The organism is uncultured Cetobacterium sp., from assembly GCF_947038635.1.
Classification (GTDB): domain Bacteria; phylum Fusobacteriota; class Fusobacteriia; order Fusobacteriales; family Fusobacteriaceae; genus Cetobacterium_A.
Genome location: NZ_CAMQXC010000060.1, coordinates 1 through 12,758 on the forward strand (window position 1 = coordinate 1; position 12,758 = coordinate 12,758).

11 protein-coding genes and 1 pseudogene are annotated in these 12,758 nt (G+C 29.9%); 8 read left to right on the top strand and 4 right to left on the bottom strand.

Translation table 11 applies throughout. The features are described from left to right. The 5 genes from Q0V08_RS07000 to Q0V08_RS07020 all read left to right on the top strand — a co-directional run. Positions 1-1,320 (top strand): alanine/glycine:cation symporter family protein (locus Q0V08_RS07000; protein ID WP_297433338.1); only part of this gene is annotated, 1,320 nt, incomplete at its 5' end. A 110-nt stretch (positions 1,321-1,430) separates the two neighbouring features. Beyond that, positions 1,431-2,672, top strand: coding sequence for a hypothetical protein (locus Q0V08_RS07005; RefSeq protein ID WP_297433341.1), 1,242 nt, complete (start codon positions 1,431-1,433; stop codon positions 2,670-2,672). A gap of 21 nt (positions 2,673-2,693) precedes the next feature. Further along, a complete protein-coding gene (locus tag Q0V08_RS07010; protein ID WP_023049783.1) occupies positions 2,694-3,539 on the top strand; it encodes a S1-like domain-containing RNA-binding protein in 846 nt (281 codons plus the stop codon). Between the two features lie 11 nt (positions 3,540-3,550). Continuing rightward, on the top strand, positions 3,551-4,315 hold the full coding sequence (locus Q0V08_RS07015; protein WP_297433343.1) for an IclR family transcriptional regulator: 765 nt from the start codon (positions 3,551-3,553) through the stop codon (positions 4,313-4,315). Between the two features lie 116 nt (positions 4,316-4,431). Beyond that, complete coding sequence (locus Q0V08_RS07020; protein ID WP_297433345.1) at positions 4,432-6,543, top strand: glutamine synthetase III; 2,112 nt, start codon at positions 4,432-4,434, stop codon at positions 6,541-6,543. A gap of 35 nt (positions 6,544-6,578) precedes the next feature. Here the strand turns inward: Q0V08_RS07020 and Q0V08_RS07025 are convergent, their stop codons facing one another. The 4 genes from Q0V08_RS07025 to dcuC form a co-directional block, all read right to left on the bottom strand. Beyond that, on the bottom strand, positions 6,579-7,523 hold the full coding sequence (locus Q0V08_RS07025; protein ID WP_297433347.1) for an FAD-dependent oxidoreductase: 945 nt from the start codon (positions 7,521-7,523) through the stop codon (positions 6,579-6,581). A gap of 11 nt (positions 7,524-7,534) precedes the next feature. Further along, a complete protein-coding gene (locus Q0V08_RS07030) occupies positions 7,535-8,161 on the bottom strand; it encodes an MBL fold metallo-hydrolase (protein ID WP_297433349.1) in 627 nt (208 codons plus the stop codon). A 69-nt stretch (positions 8,162-8,230) separates the two neighbouring features. Further along, complete coding sequence (locus tag Q0V08_RS07035; RefSeq protein ID WP_297433351.1) at positions 8,231-9,325, bottom strand: M20 family metallopeptidase; 1,095 nt, start codon at positions 9,323-9,325, stop codon at positions 8,231-8,233. A gap of 23 nt (positions 9,326-9,348) precedes the next feature. Continuing rightward, on the bottom strand, positions 9,349-10,713 hold the full coding sequence (gene dcuC, locus Q0V08_RS07040; protein ID WP_297433353.1) for a C4-dicarboxylate transporter DcuC: 1,365 nt from the start codon (positions 10,711-10,713) through the stop codon (positions 9,349-9,351). A gap of 346 nt (positions 10,714-11,059) precedes the next feature. Between dcuC and Q0V08_RS07045 the strand changes: the two genes are divergently transcribed. The 3 genes and pseudogenes from Q0V08_RS07045 to Q0V08_RS07055 form a co-directional block, all read left to right on the top strand. After that, positions 11,060-11,848: a CoB--CoM heterodisulfide reductase iron-sulfur subunit B family protein gene (locus Q0V08_RS07045; RefSeq protein ID WP_297433355.1), complete on the top strand. Its 789-nt coding sequence runs from the start codon at positions 11,060-11,062 to the stop codon at positions 11,846-11,848. Beyond that, positions 11,848-12,258 carry a 4Fe-4S dicluster domain-containing protein gene (locus Q0V08_RS07050; RefSeq protein ID WP_297433357.1) on the top strand — a complete coding sequence of 137 codons (411 nt, stop codon included), beginning with the start codon at positions 11,848-11,850 and terminating at the stop codon, positions 12,256-12,258. Before Q0V08_RS07045 ends, Q0V08_RS07050 begins: the two co-directional genes overlap by 1 nt. A 26-nt stretch (positions 12,259-12,284) precedes the next feature. After that, a pseudogene (locus Q0V08_RS07055) lies at positions 12,285-12,758 on the top strand (disulfide reductase); the annotation flags it as partial.

The following is a 12,758-nucleotide window of genomic DNA, read 5'->3' on the forward strand; positions in this document are numbered from 1 at the left end:
AAGAGTAAGAATAAAGAGGATAAAGAAGCAATTTCAGGCTTACAAGCCTTATTTATAGCTACAGCATCTAGAGTTGGAATGGGTAATTTGGCAGGTGTGGTAGCTGCAGTTTCTTTTGGAGGCCCTGGAGCAATCTTTTGGATGTGGGTTGCAGCTATAATAGGTTCAAATACTGCATTTATAGAGAGTACATTGGCCCAAATTTATAAAGAAAAAGATCCTTTGTTTGGTGGTTGGAGAGGTGGACCAGCTTATTTTATGAATCGAATGGAGGTTGTCGCTGAATCTAGAGAAAATGATCCTTTTGAAAAAAATTTAGAAAAAGACTCGGATGTTATATCTAAAAGTGGAAAAAGATATTATAAAAAATCTTCTAATTTCAGACTTTGTGGAATTTTATTTGCAATTTCTGGACTAATAACTTGGGTTGGAATAACACAAATAGTTTCTAACTCAGTATCAGAATCTTTTAATAATGCCTTTGGAATATCACCACTTTATACATCAGTTGCAATGACAGCTTTAGGAGCAATAGTTTTATTTGGAAAAGGAAGAAAAGATAAAATAGCTGACGTATTAAATAAATTAGTACCAATAATGGCAATATTATATTTTTCTTTAACATTGTTTATACTAGTTAAAAATATAGGGTCAGTTCCAGGAATGTTTTTAGAAATTTTTGAAGAAGCATTTGGTGCTAGACAAATAGTTGCAGGAGGGTTTGGAGCTGTATTAATGCAAGGAGTAAAAAGAGGATTATTTTCAAATGAAGCGGGAAGCGGTTCAGCTCCATGTGCAGCGGCAGCAGCAGATGTAGATCATCCTGTTGAACAGGGATTAATTCAAGCTTTAGGTGTTTTTATAGATACTTTAGTTGTTTGTAGTTGTACAGCATTTACAATGCTTTTAGCACCACAATCAATTAGAGAGGGAAAAATGGGAATGGACTTACTTCAAAGTTGTATGGATTATCATATAGGAAGTATTGGAACACCTTTAGTTGCAGTAATATTATTCTTATTTAGCTTTAGTACATTTTTGGGAATATTATTCTATGCAAGATCTAACGTAGCATTTTTATTTGGTGATAAAATGAAAGCTCAGGATGCATATAAAATTTTAGCTTTAGTTATGATGTTTGTAGGTGGAATGGCTCAATATTTGTTTGTATGGGAGTTAGGAGACCTAGGAGTGGCATTAATGACAGTATTTAATATTATTGCAATAGTTCCAATGTCTAAAATAGCATTAGATTCTTTAGATGACTACGAAGAAATTTACATTAAAAATAATAAAACAATATTATTGGAAAAAGAGTAAGCTAATACCTTAGATTAGAGTTTAGACTAATCTAAGGTATTTTTTATTGTAAAAATATGTAAAATTTGATATTCTATAATAAACAGTTTTTTATTTTAAGGGGGAATAGTATGTTTTTATCGCCAGGAGAAAAGATACTAAAATATAGAAAACATTATAAAATTAAACAAGAAGATATAACAGGGGATAAAGTTTCTAAAACATATTTAGGAATGGTTGAATGCGGTCGAAAATCTCTGAGTAAAAAAATGAGTGTTATTTTTTATAAAAATTTGAAGAAAATAATTGAAGAGTTAGGTGAAGAGCTTACAATAACTTACGAGAGTTTTATAGAAACTTCTGAAGAACAAGCTAAAAAATATTTAGATAAAGTTATAAAAGATGAAGAGATAGCTAATAAATGGCTAGTTGAAGAGGGCATTTTAAAGCTACCAAAAATAGATCAAAGCAAATATATAATCGATTTAGCAGAGATATATTTAAAATTGGAAAATACAAACGAAGCTAGAAGAATGTACAGTAAACTTTTTCAAAGAATTACAGAAATTAAAAAGTATGAAAAGGAATTTGAAATTTTTATAAATTTATGTGCAAAACATGAAAAGTATGAGATAATATCTTTACTGTTTAATAAATATAAAGATGATATTTTATCAAATCAAATTTTAAAAAGAAATGATAAAATATATTATCTATATCTACTATCACTTTATAAAGATAAAGAAAGAAACTATTTAAATATAGAGAATGAGATAAATGAGTATTTAAAAATTATAAAAAATAGAGTTGTAAAAAATAATTGTTTGAATATTTTAGCAGAAATTTATATAGAATCTGATATAGAAAAAGGAATAGAATTATACTTTTTAATTTTAAGAAAAGCTGTAACTTTAGAGGAAAAATTAGATACTCTCTATAGTTTAGGAAAAATTTTAATTAATTCTAAAAAAAATAATGAGTTAAAAAATATTTATTTAAAATTAAAAAATATTTATGAAAAAAAAATTATTAAAAATAATGAAGAAAAATTTAAATTATTATATAATCTAGGAAAAATATCAGAATACTTTGAGAAAAAAAATGAAAGTAGAACTTTTTATATAGAGGCACTTATAATTGGAAAAGGAATAGAGGTTCCTCTTAAAGAAGTGATTGATATAATTAATAGATTATTTAAAATGTTTGAAAAAAGTGATTATTACTCTTTAATTAGTATTGAAAAAGAGTATTTAAGAATATTAGAAAGTTATGAGGATTTTAAACCTGTAGTAAAACTTTTTGAGTATTATTATAAAAACTATCCTCATAAAATGGAAGAGAAATTTAATTTATTTGGAAACTATTTGGAGTAAAATAGTAAGGAGAAAGGTAAAATGGTAAAAGTAGGAAAAAGACAAACAATGAAGATTAATAACTTCAGTAGCAAAGGAGCGCATTTAGATGCAGGAACAGGAGACTCAAAAGACAATATTCTGCTGCCTAATAATGAGTTAGAGGGGAAAGTTTTAGATATTGGTGATGAGTTAGATGTAATGATATATAGAGACTCGGAAGACAGGCTAACAGCAACTTTAAGAAAAACAGCTTTAACAGTTGGAACAATAGGAAAGCTTTATGTAACAGATACAAATGAAAAACTAGGAGCATTCTTAGATTGGGGATTAAAAAAAGAGTTACTATTACCGCATGCACAAATGGTAGGAGAAGTTAAACCAGGAGATGAGGTTTTAGTTGGAATATATGAGGATAGTAAAGGAAGACTATCTGCAACAATGAAAATATATAGTTTTTTAATGCCAAATAAGGATTATCAAAAAAATGATTTTGTAGAAGGTACAGTATACAGAATTAATCCTGAAATTGGTGTTTTTGTTGCGGTGGACAATAGATACTTTGGATTAATCCCAAATAGCGAGTGTTTTAAAAAGTTTTATGTAGGTGAAGAGATTCAAGCTAGAGTTATTAGAGTTAGAGAGGATGGAAAGTTAGACTTAGCAATGAGAGAGCTAGCTTTTGTTCAGATGGATAAAGATGCAGAAAGTATTTTAGGAAAAATGAAAATATTAAAAACACACTTTAGATTTAATGATGATAGTTCGCCAGAAGCTATAAAAGAGTATTTTGGAATAAGTAAAAAAGCTTTTAAAAGAGCTATAGGAAAACTTTTAAAAGAGGGAAAAATTGAAAAAACTGAAGAAGGATTCTTTAGATTAAAATAAAAGGGGATTTTATGGAAGGGAAAACTATACAATCTATCCAAAGAGCAATAGATATAATGAACTGCTTTAATGAAAATGTGCATGAACTTTCATTAAAAGAGATTAGTGAAAAAGTAGGTCTAAGTAAAAGTACTGTACATGGAATTGTATCAACACTTTTAAAAAACTCATATTTAGAGCAAAATGAGAAAAATAGCAATTATTCATTAGGGCCAGCGTTTATAGAAAAAAGCTTTATTGTAAATGAGGATGTTTTAATAAAGAATATCGGGCATAAGTATTTAGTAAAGATATCAGAAGAGTTTTCAGTGACCGTGAATTTGTTTTTATTTAAGAGAGAGCATTTAAAATTAATTGATAGAGTACAATCAGATTCTATGTATTATACAATTAGTACATCGATAACTAAAATTCCTTTAAATGCATCAGCTTCTGGAAAACTAGCATTAGCATATTCTAAAGATGTAAATATCGATAAAATATTTAGTAAAAATCTATTGTATAAATACACAAATAGTACAATAATAGATAGAGAAACATTAATAGAAGAGATTTATAAAATTAGAGAAGATGGATATTCTTTAGAGAGATCAGAGGTTGAGTTAGGAATTTATTGTATATCAGTTCCAATTTTTAAAGTTAATAATGTTTTTGTTGGAACAGCATCAATAATGGCGACAAGAGAAAAATTAATGAATATTTTACCTAATTTGGCACCAAAGATGGTTGCTATGAGTAAAAAAATATCGTTCGAATTAGGAGCACGAGAGGAGTGAGAACTCCTCTTTTTTATTTTCCTATTGACAAAAAAATAAAAATAGTATATTGTTAATATAACAATTTTTTATTGAAGAATGACGTTCGACAATGTAGAACAAAAAAGGGAGGATTTATGAACAACATGCTAGAAATTTTTGGACAATTTTGCTTTACAGAGGATAAGTTAAAAAGCAGAATACCAGAATCGTATTTTAAAGAGTTTAAAAAAGTTCAAAATGGAGAAAAAGAGCTATCTATAGAACTTGCTGACTCAATAGCAAATGCAGTTAAAAATTGGGCTACTGAAAATGGAGCTACACATTTTACACATTGGTTTCAACCATTGACAGAATTGACTGCTGAAAAGCATGATTCATTTATTTCTATGTCATCTGACGGAACTTGTGTTTCACAATTTTCTGGAAAAGAGCTTATAAAAGGTGAAGCTGACACATCATCATTTCCAAATGGAGGAGTTAGATCAACTTTTGAAGCAAGAGGATATACAGCATGGGATTGTAAATCACCGATGTTTTTAAGAGGAGAGGGGTTATCTAAATCACTATATATTCCAACAGCTTTTATTGGATATAATCAAATGGCATTAGATAAAAAAGTACCTTTATTAAGATCGATAGACTTTATATCAGAGCAAGCACTAAGATTAAAAAAGATACTAGATCCTAAATCAAATGTAACGTCAATAACAAACACTCTAGGATTAGAGCAAGAGTATTTTTTAATAGAGAAGAAATTTTGGGAAAAACGTCAAGATTTAATGCTTTCAGGTAGAACAATATTTGGATCTTTACCACCAAAAGGTCAAGAGTTAAATGACCATTACTACGGAAGTATAAAGGAAAAAGTTGAAAAAGTGATGAATGAGATAGATGCGGAATTATGGAAAATAGGGATAATGGCAAAAACCAAACATAATGAAGTAGCTCCTAATCAATTTGAAATTGCACTGATGTTCACAACGGCAAATGTGGCTGTTGATCAGAATCAATTGACTATGGATATAATAAAAAAGGTTGCAGATAGACATAAATTAAGTGCATTATTACATGAAAAACCATTTAAAGGAGTTAATGGATCTGGAAAACATTGCAACTGGTCACTATCAACAAATTTAGGAGAAAATTTATTAGATCCCTCTTCTTTATCAAAAAATAATCTTCAATTTTTAGTATTTTTGACAGCGGTTCTAGAGGGGATTGATAGATATGAAGATGTCTTGAGAGCTTCTTGTGCAACTCCTGGAAATGACCATAGATTAGGTGGGCACGAAGCGCCTCCTGCGATAATTTCAGTTTTCATAGGGGAAGAGTTAGAAGAAATATTAAAAAATATAGGAAAAATAGTTCCTGTAAATGAAGCACAAGAAAATATGGAGTTTGGTGTAAAAAACTTTACAAAAATACCAAAGGATATATCAGATAGAAATAGGACATCACCTTTTGCGTTTACAGGAAATAAATTTGAATTTAGAATGCCAGGTTCAAGTGCATCAGCGTCTACACCGACATTTATAATAAATACAATTATTGGAACTATAATAAAAGAGTATGCTAATTATTTAGAAGGAAGAGATCCTAAAAATTTAAAAAAGGATATAATAGAACTTATAAAAGATAGATATGAAAAACACAAAAGAATTCTGTTTAATGGAAATGGTTATGATAAAAGTTGGAAAATTGAAGCAGAAAAAAGAGGATTAAAAAATTTAAAAAATACATTAGAAGGATTGAAAGTATATAGACAAGAGAATATAGTAGAACTATTTAAAAATGCCAAGGTGTTATCACCAGAAGAGTTAGAGGCAAGATATATGGTTTATTGTGAGCGTTATATTAAACAAGTTAATATTGAAGGAAGCTCAATGGTTAGAATAGCTAGAAATGAGATATACCCAGCTTTAATGGAATATGCAGCTAAGATATCAAATAGTATCTTATCATTAAGGGAAGTTTTAGGAGATGATGAGTTTTTAATAGCTGATAAGGCTCATTTAGTAAAACTATTAGCTGGAAAGAATCGTTTAAAAGACTATTTAGCTCAATTAGAGTCACAACTTGTAGTAGCTAATGAAATTGAAGATTTATATGAAAAAGTAGTTTATTTAAATAAAGAAATAATTCCATTACTTAAATGTTTAAGAGACATTATTGATTTATTAGAGCATCAAGTTGAAAAGAAAGTTTGGCCTGTACCAACTTATGAGGATATGTTATTTAAATTATAATAAATAGAAAAGTCAGAGTAAAACTCTGACTTTTTTTAGCTATATTGCGCTTTTAAATTATGTTTCTTTAAAACGTGTTTAATCGCTTCTAAGGCAGCAATTGTTCCATCTGATGTAGCTGTAGTAACTTGTCTAATATGCTTAGATCTAACGTCTCCAGCTGCGTATATTCCTTCAACAGATGTATGCATAGCCTCGTTAGTAATAATATAGCCTTGCTCATCTAAAGATGAAACCTCTCCATACAGTTCTTTAAGTGATTTTGTTCCTAAATATAAGAAAGCAAATTGAGTAGGATAAGTTTCGTGAGTACCATTGATTTTAACAACAACCTCTTCAACAAATTCATCTCCTTTAATTTCAACTAACTCACTTGAATAAGACATTTTAACTTTTTCGTTAGCTTTTAATGTTTCCATAAGAGCTTTATCACAACTATCATCACAGTTATCAGTTATAAACATATGAATCTCTTTTGAATACTTTGTTAAAAATAGAGCTTCTTCAGCAATTTCTTTACCTTTTCCAAAAAGAGAAACAGTCATATTTCTTGTAAAAGCACCATCACAAGTTGCACAGTAAGAAACTCCTTTTCCCAGATATTTTTCTTCTCCAGGAAGTTTTTTCGACCCATTTTTTGCCCATCCACTTGCAATTATAACAGTTTTTCCTAGGAAATTTTCGATATCTGTTTTTACAATTTTATGTTCTCCAAATAAATCAAATGCTAAAAATGTAGCGTTGACAAATTCAACATTGTATTTAAGTGTTTGCTCTTTCATTAAAGTATAGATATCTTTTCCAGTAGGTGATCCTAAAATACCTGGATAGTTTTCTATTTTATGAGCCATAAGAAGACTTCCAGTATTTGGTTTTTCAATAACTAAAACTGAAAGATTAGATCTTCCAGCATAAAGTGCCGCAGTTAGACCAGCTGGTCCAGCACCGATAATAACAACATCATAAACTTTGTTTTCCATATTAATTCCTCCTAAAACATTCCTTGGGATTTTAATACTCTTTTTTCCTCACCTAAAATAGTAGGTTCAGTATGGGCGCTATACACTATAGTATCTTCTGGATAAGTTTCACAAATCTTTTTTAAACTTCTTTGTAATTGTGATAAATTACCAGTAGGTAAATCATATCTACCATAACTTCTTCTGAATAGTGTATCCCCAGAAATCATAAAATTAGATTCTTTGTTATAAAAACATTTAGAACCAACTGTATGACCAGGAGTATCAATAACTTCAAAACCAAAAATAGAATCTCCCTCTTTTATAGGAGTAAAATCACCTGTATATGCAAAATCATATCCTTGAATAGCATAAGATAAGTTTAAGGATACATCAGTTAAAAATTTCTCTTCCTCTTTTCCAATATAAACATGAACATTAGGAAAAAGACGTTTTATTTCATTTATTCCACCAATATGATCACCATGACCATGAGTAAGAATAACATTTTTTAGAGTTAAATTGTGATCTTTTATAAAAGATACAATGTTTTCTAATCTAGAATCACTACAATCGAAAAGAGAAGCTTCATTGTTGTCATTCCAAACCAAATAGCAGTTCGTCATATAGCTTCCCAAAGGAAAGGCTTTAATTTTCATTAAAAATACCTCCAATACATTCTTTTTCATAATTATACATTATTTTAGTATTTTTTTCCATGAAAATATTTATAAAAACATCTTTAAAACTTCTTTTACCATCTCAATACGTTTTTCAATAGATGAGATAACTAAATATTCAGAAGTCTCATGAGAGTTTCCACCAACAGGTCCTACTCCGTCAAGAACTCCTACTCCAAGGATTCCTAAAAAATTAGCATCAGATCCACCACCAGTTTTTTCCCAATTAGAATCAATTTTGAATTGTTTTTTAGCTATTTCAAATTTATCTAAAAGTTCTTTCGATAAAGGATTAAGAACTAAAGGGGGTCTATAACCAATCTCTTTTATTTCAATATTAATACCTTCAACATATGGATTTTCTTTTAATCTACTTAAGGTTTTTTCTATATTTTCAAAATGATTTATATCATGTGATCGTCCTTCAAATTTTATAATAGCTTTATCAGGTACTGTATTTACTCCAAATCCTCCATTAATAATTCCAACATTAATAGAGTTCCCTAATTTTAAATTCTGTAATTTTGAAATTTCTAAAATCCAATGAGAAGCTTCAACAATAGCATTTATACCATTTTGAGGCGCTATTCCAGCATGAGCAGCTTTTCCATTAAAAGTAATTTCATATTTAACTAACCCTTTTCTTTCTGAAACCATATTTCCATTTTTTCTAGCTGGTTCAAAAACTAAAGCATATTTTGTTCTTTTTCCCATTTCTGTAATTAATTCTCTAGATATTAAAGAGCTAATTTCTTCATCTGTATTTATTATTATACATATATTTAAAGGGCTATCTTTAAAATCTTTTGCAACCTCATACATTGATAAAAGTCCTGATTTCATATCATAAACTCCAGGTCCAGTTGCAATATCACCCTCTATTTTAAATGGTCTTTGAGCTACAGTTCCCTCAGGAAACACAGTGTCATTATGACCTATAAAAAGAAAATCAAAATTGTTAACATCTCTATTTTTAATAACAAGAACAGGGTTTTTTCCATTCAGTTCATGATATTCAACTATCCAATCTCTATAAAGATTTTTGAAAAAATTAGTTACAAATTGTAATCCTTTTGGAGTATTACTACCACAATCTACATTGACAAGTATTTCTAAATTTTTTAAATAAGTATTTAAGTCCATAAAAATCCTCCTTGAATTTTATATTAACCAAATAAAACCATGTTAGAGATAAGAAGAACAATAAGCCCAACTAACATAGGAAGAAAAGTTCTTCTGACAACTAAAAATGGAGAAACACCTGAAATACCACAAACAGCAACAATAACAGCAGTAATAGGTGAAACACTTCTTGCAATACCAGATGCAAGTTGCATAGGCATGGCAATAACAACAGGATCAATATTAACAGATGCTGCAACAGTTGGTGCTAAAGCAGCAAAGGCAAAAAATGGAGCGTTTCCAGAACCCATAATAACAGACGAAGCTGAAATAACAGCAGTCATAACTAAAATCATAGGTTGAACACCTAAGCCAGCGTTTTTAGTCCAATCGATAATACTATTAATAACTCCGACTTTAGTTAAACCATAAGCAAAAAATTGACCAGCAACTATTAGAGTTATAACAGCAGCAAATTGTGAACCCATAGAGTTGAAAATTATTTTTAACTCACTGATAGTATTTTTAAAAGATTTTTTTCTAATCCCTTCAATAACCATGCTAATAGTGATACTTAAAAGCATAGCAACTTCAACATTCATCTTTATTGAACTTTTGAAAAGAGAGCTAAATGCTAAGATAACAACAAGTGGAACTATAGGGAAAATAGCATAATAGTTTGGAACATTGCTATCCTCTTCATCTATGGAATCTTTAGTTTTTACACCAGAATCATCATAAGTTAAATTTTTATCTCCAATTTTTTGTACAAAATAGTGAGTTACTGCAATTGCAACTATAACAAAAACAGCAACAGGAAGTTGATATTTAACAAAATAAAGAGCGGCATCTAGATTTGCTGTTTTAGCAGCTAGAACTGAGTTTCCAGAAGCGGGTCCTAAATCTAGGCAAGCAGTAGTTCCAATAACAGCTGTTGCAGAGAGTGGACTAGCACCAAGAGAAACTAGAATTGGATAGACAGTAACCATCAATAAAACCCCTAAACCAGAAGCACTTGGAATAAAAATATTTAAAATTTGTCCAAGAATATAAGTTAGAGCTAGAACTAAATAGGGCGAGTTCAGTTTTTTCATAGGTTTTGTTGTGATTTTAACTAGGGCTTTACTGGCACCAATGTGGTCCATATATTTAGCAAATCCTCCAACAACCATAATAGTTAAACCAAGACCAGCAGTAGTCTTAGAAAAAGTATCTTTTAAATATTGAAAAATATCTAAAAAATTAGAGCCTATTGAGGCCTTCTCACTAAGAATAGGTGTATCCTTTAAAAGAATAGCGACACAAAGTAGTAAAAAACCAGCTACAAATAAGACTCCTTGTGGGTAAAACTTTTTAACGATAAAGTAACCAACAAAAAAAATAATAAAAAGTGTGATGAAAAAAATCATTGAGTGTTTTCCTCCTTCAATATTTAAAAGTCTGAAATGTTTCTAACAAAAGTGTATAAAAATAGTATTGTTAAAATTATTTGAGAACAATTTTCACTAATTATACATACTTTATCTATAGGTGTCAATAAATGAAAAATATATATTATAAATGGTAATTATTTACCGTTAATTAATCATGTTTTGGTTAACTTTTTATAAAAACTTAAAAAGTTAAAAAAACAGTTGACTTGAATACTAGTGTAATACTATAATTTTAATTAAAAAACTGTTCTTTAAACGAATTATAGTACTTATTTTCAGAACAAAAATTTTTGAAAAAATACTTTTAAAATGGAGGGATAAAATGAAGTATAGTTACTATCCAGGATGTACTTTAAAAACTAAAGCAGCTAAATTGGAGAGTTATGCTTTAGAGGCAGCAAAAAAGCTAAATATCTCATTGGAAGAGATTGAAAATTGGCAATGCTGCGGAGGAGTATATCCTCAAAGTGACGGAGAGGTAGCACAAAAACTTTCATCAGTTAGAAGTTTAATATCAGCAAGAGATAAAGGAGAAAAACTTTTGACTCTTTGTTCAGCTTGTCACAATGTTATTAAAAGAGTTAATAACGATATTAGAACAAAAGAGGGTGTAAGAAAGAAAGCTAACTTATATTTAGAGGTTGAAAATGAGTATAGAGGAGAAACAGAGGTAGTTCATTATTTAGAGATGTTAAAAAATGATGTAACTTTTGAAGTTTTAAAAGAGAAAGTTGAAAATCCATTGGAAGGAAGAAAAATAGGGGCTTATTATGGGTGTCTTTTACTGAGACCACAAAAGGAGATGGCATTTGATAATCCAGAAAATCCAACTATAATGGAGAACTTTATAGAGTCACTAGGAGGAAAAGCTATAAAATATCCTTATAGAACTGAGTGTTGTGGAGGATACTTAGCTGTAAATAATAAAAAGTTAGCTGAAAATATGAGTGAAAAGATTATAAAATCAGCTGAGTTAAATGGAATAGAGGAGATTATAACTGCATGCCCTCTTTGTAAATATAACTTAGAGAAAAAAGATTCTAAAGTTAAGGTTACATACTTTACTGAGCTACTAGCAGAAGCTTTGAATCTTAAAACAGAGGAGGAATAATGATTAGGGAGAAAAAAAATCCTAAAAAAAATTCAGAGGTTCAAAAAATAGTTGAACTGAGTAAAGAGAGAATAGATGATTGTATGCAGTGTGGAAAGTGCTCAGCAGGTTGCCCTGCAAATGCTGGAATGGATATACTACCACATCAAGTTATAAGATTTTTACAGATTGGAGATGTAAAGAGATTAAGAGAATCAAAATCTATTTGGAATTGTGCAGCTTGTTTTACTTGTGAATCACGATGCCCAAGAGATGTGAGTGTTTCAAAATTGATGGAAGCGGTGAGACAAACAGTTGTTAGAAAGCAGGGAGAGGACAGATTGACTCCTGAAGTTGTTTCAAAATTAATGAGAGACAAAAATATGCCACAACAAGCAGTTGTAAGTGGTTTTCGTAAATACACTAAGTAATTTTTTTAATTAAGGGAGGAAAATCAGTGCGTAGAGTAGGGGTATTTGTTTGTTGGTGCGGAAGTAATATTGCTGGTACTGTGGATGTAGAAAAAGTGAGAGATGCAGTAAAGGGTATGCCAGGAGTAGTTCATTCGGTAGACTACCAATATATGTGCTCAGAGGTAGGTCAAAACTATTTAAAAGATGCTATAAGAGAGAAAAATCTAGATAGAATAGTAGTGGCTTCTTGTTCACCTAGAATGCATGAGGCAACATTTAGAAAAGCAGCGGAGTCAGCTGGACTGAATCCATATTTAGTGGAGATAGCAAATATAAGAGAACACTGTTCTTGGGTTCATAAAGACAGGGAAGTGGGAACTGAAAAGGCTATATCCTTGACAAAAGCAGCTATAGCTAAAGCAACTTTAAATGAGGAGTTAGTAGCTGGAACCACTGCAGTTGAAAAAAGAGCTTTGGTTATAGGTGGAGGAATAGCAGGTATTCAAACAGCATTAGAT